Below are 14,242 nucleotides of genomic sequence, written 5' to 3'. Positions count from 1 at the left end.
CGGACGGCGCGTCAGCGGTAGTTGACGAACTGGAGGGCGAAGTCGAAGTCCTTGCCCTTCAGCAAGGCGATGACCTCCTGCAGGTGGTCGCGGCTCTTGGAGGTGACGCGGAGCTCGTCGCCCTGCACCTGCGCCTTGACGCCCTTCGGGCCCTCGTCGCGGATGATCTTGGCGACCTTCTTCGCGTTGTCCTGGGAGATGCCCTCCTGGACCGTCGCGGAGAGCTTGTACTCCTTGCCCGAGGCCTGCGGCTCTCCCGCGTCGAGCGACTTCAGGGAGATGCCCCGCTTGACCAGCTTGCCCTGGAAGATGTCGAGGACGGCCTTCACCCGCTCCTCGGAGTTCGCCCGCATCTCGATCTTCTCGCCCGACCAGGCGATGGACGCGTCGACGCCCTTGAAGTCGTAGCGTTGCGAGATCTCCTTGGCGGCCTGGTTCAGGGCGTTGTCGACCTCCTGCCGATCGACCTTCGAGACGATGTCGAAACTGGAGTCCGCCATGGTGGATTGGCTCCTCGTGGATAGTTGCCGATGGGGTGGGGGTGCGGGTCCCGCGCCGCCCGAAGCAGCCCGTGCCCGCGCCCGCAAGCCTAGCCATCCGGGGTGCCCGAAGTTGTGGATCAACCGAGTGGCGGACCACCCCCCGGTATCAGGTATGGTTTACCGCGTTGCCACGGAGCGCAGCCCAGAGCGGCGCCGCGGCAGCAAACCCAGGCGGTGTGCCCGAGCGGCCAAAGGGAGCAGACTGTAAATCTGCCGGCTCAGCCTTCCTAGGTTCGAATCCTAGCGCCGCCACAGCAGAAAAGGGTCCTGTGAACAGCGGAAACGCTGATCACAGGACCCTTTCGCATGTCTCCGTCGCAGGGCAGCGTTGGGGCAGGAATGTCCCACTCTGTTTCGCCTACTGGCCAGTGCCTGGGGGTCCGCGTGGGGCAGGGGTGAGGTTGCAGAAGCCGATCAGCGCTCCGCCTCCTCCCGCCGGCACGTGTCGTCCGCCTCGGTCTGTTTCGGGCGGCCCCACCCCTTTCCAAGGCCCGGATGTTCGGTAGGCTCCTTCGTCGGCGTTTTTACGCCACGCACACGCACGGACACTCATCGGGGGAGGGTGCATGGGTGACTTCGATGAGCCCAGCCATGAGCCGACTGCCACACAGCTCAACTCCGCGGGCGGAGGCGGCGGCAGGACGAAGGTCGAAACCAGGGAGCTGGCGGCTGCCGCGGACGCGCTGGTGGGCATCCGCAGCCAGTTGCGGAAGAAGGACAACGAGGCCGACGACTCCACGCGTGCGGCCGGTCCCCGCATCAACAAGGCCGGCGGCTGGCAGACACCTCACGGACTCACCGCTTTCGCGAACCGCTGGAACCAGCAGGTGAAGCACCTGCACGACCGGCTGGAAGGGATCAGCGAGAAGCTCCACCGGAACAAGGTCCAGTACACCGAGCGGGAAGAACAAGAGACGGCCAACCACAAGAAGATCCAACAGGACTTCGGGTGAAGGGGGAGTTGGCATGAACTACGAACAGCTGGATCAGGCGGACCTGTCCGGCCTCGAACAGGCCGCCGGGGACTGGCGGAAGGTCAAGTCGGCCTACGAGGGCCTGGGGGACCAGTACGAGCAGCAGGTGCAGCGGCGCCTCGAGAAGAACTGGACGGGCGAGGCAGCTTGCGCGGCACAGAGCGAGATCGCTCAGGTGCGCAAGCAGATGCATGCCGCGGCCGCAGAGGCCGGGCGTATGTCCAAGCTGCTGGACGACATCCACCACGACCTCCACGCCTTCCAGAAGCAGCTCAGCGCCCTCGAAGAGGAGATGCGGGGCGAACACCTGGTCGTGAACAGCAACGGGAGCATCACCGACAACCACCCGATGCGTCACGACAGCGTCGCGCGCCACGACGCGGGCTACAGCGACTTCGAGGACGCCCGGTTCAAGCTCATGCAGAAGTACGAGCGGAAGATCGACCGGATCCTGAAGAAGGCGACCCAAGCCGACGAAACGGCGGAAGCAGCGCTCAAGGCCGACCCCAACGGGGAAGAGGACGACAGCTTCACCACGGCGGGTTACACCAGCCTCGACGACGCCGTCGAGGCACAGCGCGACGCCAAGCGCGCGGCAGAACTGATGGCCGGCGGGGCCTCGCCGACCGAGCTCAGCGAACTCAACAGGCTGCTGAGCAAGCATGCCGACGAGCCTCTGTTCGCCGAGAGGTTCGTGAAGAGCAAGGGCGCGGACGGGACGTTGCGGTCCTACATGACGATGATGAATCCGCCCCCGGGAACCAGCGAGGACCAGAAGGCTGTCCTCCGGAAGATCCAGAAGAACCTCGGCACCACGCTCGGAACGGCCAGCAGGATCGACAGTCCGGCCATGGACAAGTTCGAGAAGGAACTGATGGCCGCCGGTGACAGTGTGTACCAGTCATCGAATGGGCGTACCACTGCCTACTCCTACAATGGCGACCAACTCACCAGTAGCCTGCTATCCCACGGCGACTGGGATGACGACTTTCTGAAGGACTTCGGTACCGAACTCGTCCAGAAGGAACAGGACCGTTACCAGTTCTGGGGAACGGACCGGGAGTCCAGTTGGAACGGGGACGGTACCTGGGACCTCATCAACTCCGACCCCATGGTCGGGTTCTCGGATGGCCTCGGCCACAACCCCGAAGCGGCCACCGACTTTCTTTCCGGCAGCACGGAAACGGACGACGGGACGATCGACAACCTCGACTATCTCCTCAAGGACCGCGAGTGGCACGGCGGCGACGCCGACAAGGCCCACTTCGGCCATGCGCTGGAGGCTGCCACGACAGGGCACGATGCCGGCGCCGGTCCGTCCGTTGACGCGCCTCCGCACAACCAGGGCCAGGCCGAACTCATGGAGCGCGTGGTCCAGTCGTTCGGCGGAGACGACGAGCAGCTCACCGATCCAAGTTCGATGTCTGAAAGCTTTGGAAATATGGCCGCCGAATACCTTCCTGACATCAACCGTGCCATCTCCAACGATCCTCTCGGAAACACCAACATGCTGTTTCCCGTTGCAGGGGCGCAAGCGGAGCTGGACAACCAGGACGTTACTCGATTTATGGTCTCGGTTGGGCAAGATCCGGACGGCTACGCCGCGATCGAAACTGCCCAGCGGGCCTACACTGCTAACCTCATGGACCACCATCTCAACCCAGACCTGCCCGAAGACCAGCGATATCCCGGTTCTCCGCAGGAGATTGTCGAGACCATTTCGCGTCGTTCCGGTGAGATCGGCGGAACGCTTGCCGTTGGTCGCCAAGAGGCCACACTTGGCGAAGCAGCCATCGCAGATAAAGAGTTCAGCGAATCGATGGCGCAACGCAAAAACTTGATCTCCGGCGGGATCAGCACGGGCATCGGAGTTGGCGTCAGTTTCATCGCTTCGCCAGCAGGTGGAGCTGTAGCTAGCGGAGTCGCAAGCACGGTGTCCAGTGTCATCCTTGAAGAGATTTTCCAGGCACAGGAGCCCAATGCTCTGAACGAGGCTGCGAGGATCTCCGGCGGTGACTGGGAGAAGAGTCTCGAATCCAACATCTACCTGAACCAGCACACCGCGGAGCTCGCGGCTGAAGCGCACGGTGCGCGTTACGCCGACAGTGTCGCTGACTGGGCGCTGGGAGGCACCCGTACCGGCTTTAACGACGCACAGACGAGTGTCGAAAACATGGCGGACGACCTCGAGACCGACGTCAACTAACGAGAGAGGCCGATGGTATGGGTGACACAATGCAGAAACTGGGCCGGAAGTGGGTGACGATATCCGCAGCCGGGCTGGCACTGATCGGAGGAGGCTACGCCTCCGGGGTGTACATCGGCCCCGACTCTCGGTTCGGCGAAGTCATGGGAAGCGCTTGCCGGGATCTCACGCAGGAGGCGAATGCTGAGGATGTCGACGCACTCGCTCCCGCCGCCGAAGGCTACGCGGTGCACGAGTCGATAATGGAGAAGCCGGGCTACTACTCCGGTCTGTGCACGGTGGAAGCAGAGGGAGACCAGGCGCTTTACCTGTCCGTCGAATTCACTGGCTACCGGAGCTTCGAAGCCTGGAGTGACGAAGTCGTCGACGGGTTCGTTCCCGCCGCGGATCGGCAACGTTTGGACATTGCCGGCGGTGGTTGGTCGACTCCCACTGTCACGGCCGTGTACCTACCCTGCAGGATGTCGGACGGCGCCGACACTAAGCGGGGTGGTCTCTCAGTCCGGGCCAAGGCGAACAACGAGGGTGACCACCGGGCTGAACTCGTTGCGATCGCTGAACGGGCCGCCGAAGAAGCAGGTTCGCTCAGTGGCCCATGTGACGAGCCTGATGCTGAGTGACGTGACATGCAAGTCCGTGAGGCCCCACAGGGCGGGTCACCGGGGCTCCTTCTCAAGTGACCAATTCCCTGCTCCGGAGGACCCCGGTGAGTATTTCGAGGAATTCGAATTGTCCGGCACGCCGCGTGGTGTCACTTCTAGTGATCCCGAAGTGGTATCTGGGATTTCCGGGAAAGGAAGTGCCTCGCTGAGCGTGCCGTGTGTGATCTCGCACAAGACTGTGGGGGAACCCGTCCAGGGAAGCATGATTATTACCGTGCAGGCGTATGCGGCTCCCGAAGCGAGTAGCAGGAGGCAGCGTCAGAATGCTGCGGATCTTGCGCTTTCCTTCATGCGTCACTCCTCCAAGAAATGCGACAATCACCCGAAGTTGCCGAAATCCGTCAATGTTCGCGGAGGTTGAAGTAGTGCGTAGAGCTGAGCTTGTCGCGGTAACAGGATGAATGATCCTTTCATCTTGTTCGGTGAACTCGGAAAAGCATCCGGAATTTCCTAAGGTGCTTTGTGGTGCGAAGATCAGCACGAGATCCCTGCAAGGCATGTACCCCGGCCCTTACTCGGAGGTCCTCATGGTCCCCTCCGATAAAGGGGAGGTCGAGGACCTGGGTAAGCGTAATAGCGGAATCCAAGAAAAGTGCGACGTCTGGATCACCCAAGAGAAGGGAAATGTCTTCACCGTCGCAAGGGTTGTTGTCGAACTGCACCCTCAGAAATCTGTCGATGACATGTTTTAGCGCTACGAAATATGGTATCCGGATGACCGGCAGCAGTCTGTCACTTTGGGCGCGGTGAAAGGGTTCACGATGTACTATGCATCGCTTCTCGTGTCTGATTGTCAGAGGTCTAAGAAACGGCCCTCGATGGGGCGTCCTCTCGGGGTATCGGTTCGCGAAGCAGGACAACTCAGAGGAATCCGGGAGAAATACATCGACCAAGCTGGAGTCCATGAGAGGTGAGGCCTACCAGAATATTTGGACTGGATTGCGCGGTGCTGGAGTCGAGCCTCCTGGTGACATGAAAACCGGAGATTTTCACGGATTGATTTCTGGTGGATTCGATTCTGGATGGGCCGATGCCGGTCAGCACGTCCGTGGCCACGTCGAGAACAAGCGCGAATGGTTGATATGATTCGCGCCTACAGTTTTTGTCGCTTTTCAAGTTGGAGTTTGCATTGTGGGGTATTTCAATCTTGCCCATACAGGGAGTTTGCGAGCGCCGTTCTCTCTCGGTGCAGCCGTGATTTTGGCGATAAATCTGACGGGATGCACCGCATCAGAAGATGAGATGCTGAAGGACGCTAACTGTCAGGGCAAGGTGCTGACCAGTCGCGAGGATGGCCGTAAGGTTCTCGAGCTTCTGCCGGACGACATTGACAAGATCGAGTCGGGCTACTACGAGAGAAACCTCTCTCTGTACGAGGGCTACTGTTCTGTGAGCGACGCTGAGCATCGCGGACTACCCGAGTTCGTCATCGATGCGGCATTCCTCACGGAGGGGGCGAACCCGTCGAAACTATCGCCTCGGGAATTGGTGGAGCCGTTCGATGTTGATGGGCGGTTGTTGCGTATCGGCTCGAAGGGAGCATACCTCGGCGGGGTATCGGGCGGGGGAGATGCGGTGCTGCGTGTTCCCTGCACGACGTCCCGTTCGACAGGACTTCCACCTGAGAGGCGTCACGGTGCGATGGCCGTAGCGGCGCGAACGGAGGATGCGCCTGACGCGGACAGTCTTGAGCAGCGTCAGAATGCTGCGGATCTTGCGCTTTCTTTCCTGCGTCACGCCGTCAAGAACTGCGAGGATGATCCAAAGGTGCCGAAAACTGTCGACATTCGTGAATGAGCACGTCGGATGTCCGCGCGCCTTCTTCTGTACCGCCGTCGTCGGCGGACCCGCTGACGCGGCCCCAGTCCGTCCCGCCTCCCGCCTCCCGCCTCAGCCGGCCCCGCCGCCCGCTGCCGCGGCGGCGACGGCCTCGGCCACCGGCGTCCCGCCGGAGATCAGTTCCAGCGTCATGCCCGCCGTGCGCGGCTCGTCCAGCAGCGCGAGCAGGACGGCGGCCACGTCGGCGCGGGGGACTTCGGCGCGGCCGGTGCTGCCCTCGAGCCGTACGTGTCCGGTCGGGGCGTCGTCGGTGAGTCGTCCCGGGCGCAGGATCGTCCAGTCCAGACCGTCGCGTGCCCGCACGTCGGCGTCGGCGGCGCCCTTGGCGCGCAGGTAGGCAGCGAAGACCGGGTCCATGTCGGCGGGCGGCTGCTGGTCCACCCGCATCGCGGAGACGACCACGAAGCGGCGTACGCCCGCGCGTTCGGCGGCGTCGGCGAAGCGGATCGCCGCGTCCCGGTCGACGGTCTCCTTCCGGGCCGCCCCGCTGCCGGGTCCTGCACCGGCCGCGAACACGGCGGCGTCGGCGCCGTCCAGATGGGCCGCCACCTCGTCGACCGAGGCGCTCTCCAGGTCGCACACGACGGCTTGGGCTCCCGCCGCGGCCAGGTCGTCCGCCTGTGCGGGATCGCGGATCAATCCCGCGACGTCGTCCCCGCGCCCGGCGAGGAGCTCCTCCAGCCGAAGCGCGATCTTTCCGTGTCCACCGGCGATGACTGTGCGCATGGTCCCGACCGTACGCGGTACCCCGCCCGGGCGCCGTACGCGCCGCGGCAGCGCGCCGGTGCGGGGACGAGCGGGCCGCCCGTCACCCCTGCGACTGGCGCGGCAGGTCGAGATCCGCCGCCGCGGAGTCGCAGTACTCCCGCACCGCGCTCGTCCGCGCCACCACCCGCCCCCGGTGCACCACGATGCGGCTGTACGCGAGGGACAGTGCGCTTGCCACGTCCCGGCCCCGGACTGCGAGCAGTTCGGCGGGAAACCCTGCCTCGATGCGCACCTCCGGGAGGCCCATGACGGTGCGGGCACCGGCGCTGACGGTCTCGTACGCGGCGTCCGGGGCGGCCTCGCCGTGCGAGGCCAGCAGGTAGGCGGCCTCCAACGGGTCGCCGCGGCCCACCGGGTTGGCCGCGTCCCGCAGTGCGCCGCTGCCCGCCGCGACGGTGACGCCCGCCGCTCGCAGGAGCCGGACGGGAGCCGCGCCGGACACACCTGCCTGCTCGAGCGTGGCGCAGCAGCCCTGCGGCAGCGCGGTCACGGAGATTCCCGCGGCCGCCAGCCGGTCGGCTGCTCGGCCCGCCACCTCGTGCGGGAGGCGGGCCAGTCCGGCGCAGGGGCCGAGGGTCACTCCCGGCCGGAGGCCGCCCGCGGCGGCGGCCAGCCGGGCGAGCCGCGCGGGGTCGTCGGCGTCGGTGTGCAGGTCGACGGCGCAGCCGTGTTCGGAGGCGACGGCGAGTACGGCGTCCACGTAGCCCCCGGGGTCGGGGTCGAGGTCGGGGCAGCCGCCGACGACCTGGGCGCCCATCTTCAGCGCGTCGCGCAGCATGGCGAGGGTGTCCGCGCCGGCGAGGCCGGTGAGGAGCCGCGGTACGGCGACGGTGGTGAGGTCGGTGAGGCCGCGCAGGCTGCGTCGGGCCTGCAGGACGGCCTCCAGCGAGCGGAGCTCGGTGACGTCGCCGATCCGTACGTGGCTGCGGGCGGCGGTGGCGCCGTGGCCGAGTTGGAGGAGGGCTGCCTCGGTCGTGCGGGACTGGATCTCGTGCGGGTCGTCGGAGGGCGGCGGGGCCGGTGCTCCGGCGGCGGCCTGCGGGGCGGTGAGGGCGGTGTCGTGGTGGGCGTGGGGCTCCGCCGGCGCGGGGAGGAGCAGGTAGCCGCGCAGGTCGACGCGGGCGCTGTGGCCGGAACGGGGGCCGGGGGCGAGGCTGCCCGCGGTGCCGACGGCCTCGATGCGGCCTTCTCCCAGGCGGACGTCGACGGTGCGGCCGTCGGCCAGGCGTGCGCCGCTGAGCAGCAGCCGGGGGACCTCGGCGGCGGGGCCGGGCTCCGGTGTCTGGCTGTCGCCCATCGTGCTCCCCATGCTGTCGCGCCCGGCGTGTGACGAGGGTACGGCGCGGAGTGGGCCGTCCAGCGGAGGAACCGAATAGTCGTACCGGCGTGGTGCGTCGGGGAGCCTGCGCAGGGTGTCGGCGGGAGGCGCACGCTCCGGGCCCGGATACGGATTTCACGTTCGGGAGGGAGAGCGTGTAGTGTCTTCACCGCTCGCCCCAATAGCTCAGTCGGCAGAGCGTCTCCATGGTAAGGAGAAGGTCAACGGTTCGATTCCGTTTTGGGGCTCTGATGTGTGAGGTGTGTCGCTCGCTCTGCGGGTGGCACCCGTAACGCATCGCGGCGGCGTAGCTCAGTCGGTAGAGCAAACGGCTCATAATCGTTGTGTCACCGGTTCAAGTCCGGTCGCCGCTACTTCACTGACAGTAGCCGATTGCGGGCTCGGTCCTCCGATCGGCTACTCTTTCTGCGTTGAATCCTGTCCCGTTCGTCATAGGAGCACTCACGTGGCTGCCACCGCTGACGTCCGCCCGAAGATCACGCTGGCCTGCGTGGAGTGCAAGGAGCGGAACTACATCACCAAGAAGAACCGGCGCAACAACCCGGATCGCATGGAGATGAAGAAGCACTGCCCGCGGTGCAATGCGCACACTGCGCACCGCGAGACGCGCTGACACACGTCGCGTACGAGGCCGTCCCCGCCTGTCGGGGGCGGCCTCACGTCGTTCGCCGGACGGACGATCGCCGTCCGGCGTTCTCCCGCACAATCAGGAGGTGGCGAGCCGATGGCGCTCGACCAGTCGTTCGTGGGACGAAGCTACCCGCCCACCCGTGCCTACGAGGTCGGGCGGGAGAAGATCCGCGAGTTCGCGGAGGCCGTCGGTGACACCAACCCGGTCTACACCGACCCGGCCGCCGCCGCGGAGCTCGGCCACCCCGACGTGATCGCGCCGCCGACGTTCGTGTTCGCCGTCACCTTCCGGGCCGCCCGCCAGGTGGTGGAGGACCCGAAGCTGCGGCTGGACTACAGCCGGGTCGTCCACGGCGACCAGCGGTTCGCGTACAGCCGCCCGGTGCGTGCCGGGGACCGTCTCTCGGTGGTCTCCACCATCGAGTCGGTGAAGTCCCTGGCCGGCAACGACGTGCTGGACGTCCGCGGCGAGGTGCACGACGAGAACGGCGAGCACGTGGTGACCGCCTGGACGAAGCTGGTGGCGCGCGCCGCCGAGGAGGGCTGAGGGCATGACCGCGAGGATCGCCTACGCCGATGTCGAGGTCGGCACCGAACTGCCCGCACGAAGCTTCCCGGTGACCCGCGAGACCCTGGTGCGGTACGCGGGCGCCTCGGGCGACTTCAACCCCATCCACTGGAACGAGCGGTTCGCCGTCGAGGTCGGCCTGCCGAACGTCATCGCCCACGGCATGTTCACCATGGCCGAAGCCGTACGGGTCGTCACCGACTGGACGGGCGACCCCGGCGCGCTGCGCGAGTACGGCGTGCGCTTCACCAAGCCGGTAGTCGTCGCCGACGACGGTGAGGGCGCCCGCATCGATGTCGCGGCGAAGGTCGCGGCCAAGCTGGACGACGAGGCCCGCACCGTTCGCGTGGATCTGACGGTGACCAGCGCCGGGCAGCGGGTGCTGGGCATGTCGCGCGCCGTGGTGGCGCTGGCCTGAGCGGTCCCGGCCCCCGGCGGGGGCGGCCCGTAGTCTTGTGTCCGTGCAGGAACTCCTCGACGCCCCACTGGCCCCGCTGACCACCTTCCGGCTCGGCGGTCCCGCCGCACGGCTGCAGACCGCCACCACGGACGACGAGGTGGTGGCGGCTGTGCGTGAGGCCGACGCCGCGGGCACCCCGTTGCTGCTGGTCGGCGGCGGCAGCAACCTGGTCGTCGCCGACGACGGCTTCCCGGGCACCGCGCTGCGCATCGCCACCCGGGGTTTCCACCTCGACGGCGCCCACCTGGAACTGGCCGCCGGCGAGAACTGGTCCGACGCGGTGGCCCGGACGGTCGAGGCCGGGCTGGCCGGTGTCGAGTGCCTCGCCGGCATTCCCGGCTCCGCCGGTGCCACGCCCATCCAGAACGTGGGCGCCTACGGGCAGGAGGTGTCGTCGACGGTCACCGAAGTGGTCGCCTACGACCGCCGCGCCCGCGAGATCGTCACCCTGCCGAACGCCGAGTGCGGCTTCGCGTACCGCCACAGCCGCTTCAAGGCCGATCCGGCGCGGTACGTCGTGCTGCGGGTCCGGTTCGCGCTGGAGGACGCTGACGGCATGTCCGCGCCGCTGAAGTACGCCGAGACCGCTCGGGTGCTGGGCGTGCGGCCCGGCGAGCGGGTGGCGGCGGCCACCGCCCGGGAGACCGTCCTCAAACTGCGGGCGGGCAAGGGCATGGTGCTCGACCCGGAGGACCACGACACCTGGTCCGCGGGTTCCTTCTTCACCAACCCGATCCTCGACGACACCGGGTGGGCGGCCTTCCTCGCCCGTGCCGCCGAACGGCTCGGGCCGGACGTCGCCCCGCCCGCCTTCCCCGCGGAGGACGGCAGGACGAAGACGTCCGCGGCGTGGCTCATCGACCGCGCGGGCTTCACCAAGGGCTACGGCACCGGCCCGGCCCGGATCTCCGGGAAGCACACCCTGGCGTTGACGAACCGGGGCCGGGCCACCACCGCCGACCTGCTGGCACTCGCCCGCGAAGTCCGCGACGGGGTGCACGAGGCGTTCGGTATCACTCTCGTGAACGAGCCCGTGACGGTCGGCTGCGCCCTCTGAACGGAGTCCCGGGGGCTCCGTCGGTCCCTGGGCCGGGACGTCACCGGGCTCAGTCGGCCGATGCGGCCAGCCAGGCGTCGATGTCGGCGAACGCCCGGCGCCGCACGTCCTCCGGGGCCGCCGAACCGCGGAACGACTGGCGGGCCAGCTCCGCCAGCTCCTCGTCCGAGAAGCCGTGCGTGTGCCGGGCCAGTTCGTACTGGTCGGCCAGTCGGGAACCGAACAACAGCGGGTCGTCGGCGCCGAGCGCCATCTGCACCCCGGCGTCCCACAGCTTCCGCAGCGGCACGTCCTCCGCCTTGTCGTAGACGCCCAGGGCCACGTTGGACGCCGGGCACACCTCGCAGGTCACGCCGCGTTCGGCGAGACGGCCCAGCAGCCGCTCGTCCTCCGCCGCGCGCACCCCGTGGCCGACCCGTGAGGCCCGCAGGTCGTCGAGGCAGTCGCGCACGCTGGACGGCCCCGAGAGCTCCCCGCCGTGGGGTGCGGCCAGCAGTCCTCCGTCCCGTGCGATGGCGAATGCCCGGTCGAAGTCGCGTGCGAAGCCGCGCCGTTCGTCGTTGGAGAGGCCGAAGCCGACGATGCCGCGGTCGCGGTGGCGGACCGCGAGCCGGGCGAGGGTGCGGGCGTCCAGCGGATGCTTCATGCGGTTCGCGGCGATCAGCACGCGGATGCCCAGACCGGTGTCCCGCATCGCCTTGTCCACGGCGTCGAGGATCACCTCCAGCGTGGGGGTGAGCCCGCCCAGCCGGGGTGCGTAGGAGGTCGGGTCGACCTGGATCTCCAGCCACTGCCCGCCGTCCGCGACGTCCTCCTCGGCGGCCTCCCTGACCAGCCGCTGGATGTCCTCCGGGGCGCGCAGGCACGAGCGCGCGGCGTCGTAGAGGCGCTGGAAGCGGAACCAGCCGCGCTCGTCGGTGGCGCGGAGCTTGGGAGGCTCCGCGCCGCGCAGCGCCTCGGGCAGGCCGACGCCGTACTTGTCGGCGAGCTCCAGCAGCGTGCTCGGCCGCATGGAGCCGGTGAAGTGCAGGTGCAGGTGAGCCTTGGGGAGCGAACGTACCTCTCGTGCCATTCCCGCATCCTGCCGCAAAGAGGCCCCCGCCCGGAATCGTGATGCCCGGACGGGGGCTTGTTCGCATGCACGACCGTCAACGGACGGCCGTGCCGGCGGGGGTCAGTCCCGGGCCTCGGCGAGCAGCTTCTGGATCCGCGAGACGCCTTCGACCAGGTCCTCGTCCCCGAGCGCGTAGGAGAGCCGCAGGTAGCCGGGGGTACCGAACGCCTCGCCGGGTACGACCGCGACCTCGGCCTCCTCCAGGATCACCTCGGCCAGTTCGACCGAGGTCGCGGGCCGCTTGCCGCGGATCTCCCTGCCGAGCACGCCCTTCACCGACGGGTAGGCGTAGAAGGCGCCCTCCGGCTCCGGGCAGACGACACCGTCGATCTCGTTCAGCATCCGCACGATGGTGCGCCGCCGCCGGTCGAAGGCCTCCCGCATGGTCGTGACCGCGTCCAGGTCGCCGGTCAGCGCCGCCACGGCGGCGGCCTGCGCGACATTGCTCACGTTGGAAGTGGCGTGGGACTGCAGGTTGGTCGCGGCCTTCACCACGTCCTTGGGGCCGACGACCCAGCCGACGCGCCATCCGGTCATCGCGAACGTCTTGGCGACACCGTTGACGACGATGCACTTGTCGGCGATCTCCGGCACGGCGACCGGGAGTGAGGTGAACCGGGCGTCGCCGTAGACCAGGTGCTCGTAGATCTCGTCCGTCAGCACCCACAGGCCGTGCTCGGCGGCCCAGCGGCCCACGGCCTCGGTCTGCTCGCGGTCGTAGACGGCGCCGGTGGGGTTCGACGGCGAGACGAACACCACCATCTTGGTGCGCTCGGTGCGCGCGGCCTCCAACTGCTCCACCGTGACCCGGTAGCCGCTGGACTCGTCCGCGACGACCGGCACCGGTACGCCGCCGGCGAGCCGGATGGACTCGGGGTAGGTGGTCCAGTACGGCGCGGGCACGACGACCTCGTCGCCCGGGTCGAGGGTGGCGGCGAACGCCTCGTAGATCGCCTGCTTGCCGCCGTTCGTGACCAGCACGTTCGCGGCCTCGATCTGGTAGCCGGAGTCGCGCAGCGTCTTGTCGACGATCGCGGCCTTGAGTTCCGGCTGGCCCCCGGCGGGGGAGTACCGGTGGTTCTTCGGGTCGCGGCACGCCTCGACCGCCGCCTCGACGATGTAGTCCGGCGTCGGGAAGTCCGGTTCACCCGCGCCGAAACCGATCACGGGGCGCCCGGCGGCCTTGAGCGCCTTCGCCTTGGCGTCGACGGCGAGCGTCGCCGACTCGGAGATCGCCCCGATGCGGGCCGATACGCGTCGTTCGGTGGGGGACTGTGCGGAAGGAGTAGCAGCGGTCATGGAGGCATCGTTGCAGACCGCACATCCCGATCGCAGCAAGGTGTGGAGCCGGTCACGCCCGGGCGTCGGCCGGGTGCCCGCGACGGGCGGTGTTCGACTGCGCGCGGCGGAGCACGTACACTCCTACGTCGTCGGCCCACATCGATCGCTTCGCGCTGCACACTGCATGCAGCGGCGCGGATGCGGTAGGTTGTGGACACCGCAAAGGGTCGTAGCTCAATTGGAAGAGCACTGGTCTCCAAAACCAGCGGTTGGGGGTTCGAGTCCCTCCGGCCCTGCTCCACACATCACCCCATGGTGTGTGTGCAGGTACGTACTTCGAATGCACGCGCCGTGCGGTCGGCTCGTATGCCGCAGGGCAATGATCCGGATCAAGGTGAGGACGAGTGACGGAGATCACGGACACCACCGAGGTCCCCGAGCCCGGACGGTCCTCGGACGACAAGCCGCGGCGTGGTGGGAAGCGCGGCAAGAAGGGCCCTCTCGCTCGTCTCGCTCTCTTCTACCGGCAGATCATCGCCGAACTGCGCAAGGTCGTCTGGCCGACGCGGAACCAGCTTTCCACGTACGCGACCGTGGTGATCGTCTTCGTGATCATCATGATCGGTCTGGTGACCGTTCTGGACTACGGGTTCACCGAGGGCGTCAAGTTCGTCTTCGGCTGACCCGCCGCTGCGGCACGTGGAAGCCGGCTTCGGGGTACGTTGAGGCGTAGGAGGCGCGCAGCCGCGTGCCGGGCCCGGCCGCCGGAGCGCGGTCACCGCATGTTCGACCCCCCGTAGCC

General features: G+C 67.6%; 14 protein-coding genes and 4 tRNA genes. 13 read left to right on the top strand and 5 right to left on the bottom strand.

Features of this window, described 5'->3' with window-relative positions:
- Nucleotides 1–11 precede the first annotated feature (11 nt).
- Nucleotides 12–500, bottom strand: a complete 489-nt coding sequence (locus ACL06G_RS12890; protein ID WP_412835901.1) for a YajQ family cyclic di-GMP-binding protein — start codon at nucleotides 498–500, stop codon at nucleotides 12–14.
- Nucleotides 501–712: 212 nt separating this feature from the next.
- Between ACL06G_RS12890 and ACL06G_RS12885 the strand changes: the two genes are divergently transcribed.
- The 5 genes from ACL06G_RS12885 to ACL06G_RS12865 all read left to right on the top strand — a co-directional run bounded on the left by ACL06G_RS12885 (nucleotide 713) and on the right by ACL06G_RS12865 (nucleotide 6,181).
- Nucleotides 713–794 (top strand) — tRNA-Tyr (locus tag ACL06G_RS12885).
- A gap of 314 nt (nucleotides 795–1,108) precedes the next feature.
- Nucleotides 1,109–1,495, top strand: coding sequence for a hypothetical protein (locus ACL06G_RS12880; protein WP_412835900.1), 387 nt, complete (start codon nucleotides 1,109–1,111; stop codon nucleotides 1,493–1,495).
- A gap of 13 nt (nucleotides 1,496–1,508) precedes the next feature.
- Nucleotides 1,509–3,722 carry a hypothetical protein gene (locus ACL06G_RS12875; protein WP_412835899.1) on the top strand — a complete coding sequence of 738 codons (2,214 nt, stop codon included), beginning with the start codon at nucleotides 1,509–1,511 and terminating at the stop codon, nucleotides 3,720–3,722.
- A 29-nt stretch (nucleotides 3,723–3,751) separates the two neighbouring features.
- On the top strand, nucleotides 3,752–4,342 hold the full coding sequence (locus ACL06G_RS12870) for a hypothetical protein (protein ID WP_412835898.1): 591 nt from the start codon (nucleotides 3,752–3,754) through the stop codon (nucleotides 4,340–4,342).
- A 1,173-nt stretch (nucleotides 4,343–5,515) separates the two neighbouring features.
- Entirely contained in the window at nucleotides 5,516–6,181 is a 666-nt protein-coding gene (locus tag ACL06G_RS12865; protein WP_412835897.1) for a hypothetical protein, read from the top strand.
- Between the two features lie 93 nt (nucleotides 6,182–6,274).
- Here ACL06G_RS12865 and ACL06G_RS12860 read toward each other — a convergent pair whose 3' ends face one another.
- Complete coding sequence (locus ACL06G_RS12860; RefSeq protein ID WP_412835896.1) at nucleotides 6,275–6,949, bottom strand: SDR family oxidoreductase; 675 nt, start codon at nucleotides 6,947–6,949, stop codon at nucleotides 6,275–6,277.
- Between the two features lie 82 nt (nucleotides 6,950–7,031).
- A complete protein-coding gene (locus ACL06G_RS12855) occupies nucleotides 7,032–8,288 on the bottom strand; it encodes an amidohydrolase family protein (RefSeq protein WP_412835895.1) in 1,257 nt (418 codons plus the stop codon).
- 196 nt (nucleotides 8,289–8,484) lie between these two features.
- On the opposite strand from ACL06G_RS12855, the gene ACL06G_RS12850 reads away from it, so the two are divergent.
- From ACL06G_RS12850 to ACL06G_RS12825, 6 genes are all read left to right on the top strand, one after another.
- Nucleotides 8,485–8,557: transfer RNA gene (locus ACL06G_RS12850), tRNA-Thr, on the top strand.
- Nucleotides 8,558–8,610: 53 nt separating this feature from the next.
- A tRNA-Met gene (locus tag ACL06G_RS12845) sits at nucleotides 8,611–8,683 on the top strand.
- Between the two features lie 92 nt (nucleotides 8,684–8,775).
- Nucleotides 8,776–8,943 carry a 50S ribosomal protein L33 gene (gene rpmG, locus ACL06G_RS12840; protein WP_412787615.1) on the top strand — a complete coding sequence of 56 codons (168 nt, stop codon included), beginning with the start codon at nucleotides 8,776–8,778 and terminating at the stop codon, nucleotides 8,941–8,943.
- Nucleotides 8,944–9,054: 111 nt separating this feature from the next.
- Nucleotides 9,055–9,507 carry an FAS1-like dehydratase domain-containing protein gene (locus ACL06G_RS12835; RefSeq protein WP_412835894.1) on the top strand — a complete coding sequence of 151 codons (453 nt, stop codon included), beginning with the start codon at nucleotides 9,055–9,057 and terminating at the stop codon, nucleotides 9,505–9,507.
- A gap of 4 nt (nucleotides 9,508–9,511) precedes the next feature.
- Nucleotides 9,512–9,946 carry a MaoC family dehydratase gene (locus ACL06G_RS12830; RefSeq protein WP_412787617.1) on the top strand — a complete coding sequence of 145 codons (435 nt, stop codon included), beginning with the start codon at nucleotides 9,512–9,514 and terminating at the stop codon, nucleotides 9,944–9,946.
- A gap of 43 nt (nucleotides 9,947–9,989) precedes the next feature.
- A complete protein-coding gene (locus tag ACL06G_RS12825) occupies nucleotides 9,990–11,045 on the top strand; it encodes a UDP-N-acetylmuramate dehydrogenase (protein WP_412835893.1) in 1,056 nt (351 codons plus the stop codon).
- Between the two features lie 49 nt (nucleotides 11,046–11,094).
- Here the strand turns inward: ACL06G_RS12825 and ACL06G_RS12820 are convergent, their stop codons facing one another.
- Both ACL06G_RS12820 and ACL06G_RS12815 read right to left on the bottom strand, forming a co-directional pair.
- On the bottom strand, nucleotides 11,095–12,117 hold the full coding sequence (locus ACL06G_RS12820) for an adenosine deaminase (RefSeq protein WP_412787619.1): 1,023 nt from the start codon (nucleotides 12,115–12,117) through the stop codon (nucleotides 11,095–11,097).
- A 102-nt stretch (nucleotides 12,118–12,219) separates the two neighbouring features.
- Nucleotides 12,220–13,458, bottom strand: a complete 1,239-nt coding sequence (locus tag ACL06G_RS12815; protein ID WP_412787620.1) for a pyridoxal phosphate-dependent aminotransferase — start codon at nucleotides 13,456–13,458, stop codon at nucleotides 12,220–12,222.
- 205 nt (nucleotides 13,459–13,663) lie between these two features.
- On the opposite strand from ACL06G_RS12815, the gene ACL06G_RS12810 reads away from it, so the two are divergent.
- Both ACL06G_RS12810 and secE read left to right on the top strand, forming a co-directional pair.
- A tRNA-Trp gene (locus tag ACL06G_RS12810) sits at nucleotides 13,664–13,736 on the top strand.
- 108 nt (nucleotides 13,737–13,844) lie between these two features.
- Nucleotides 13,845–14,123 (top strand): preprotein translocase subunit SecE, encoded by a 279-nt coding sequence (gene secE, locus ACL06G_RS12805; RefSeq protein WP_412787621.1) that lies wholly within the window; start codon nucleotides 13,845–13,847, stop codon nucleotides 14,121–14,123.
- Nucleotides 14,124–14,242 lie beyond the last annotated feature (119 nt).

Origin of the sequence: Streptomyces callyspongiae, from assembly GCF_047200695.1 — a bacterium.
Taxonomy (GTDB): Bacteria; Actinomycetota; Actinomycetes; order Streptomycetales; family Streptomycetaceae; genus Streptomyces.
Note: the sequence above shows the minus strand (reverse complement) of the source record. Positions and strands in the feature narration are given on the sequence as shown.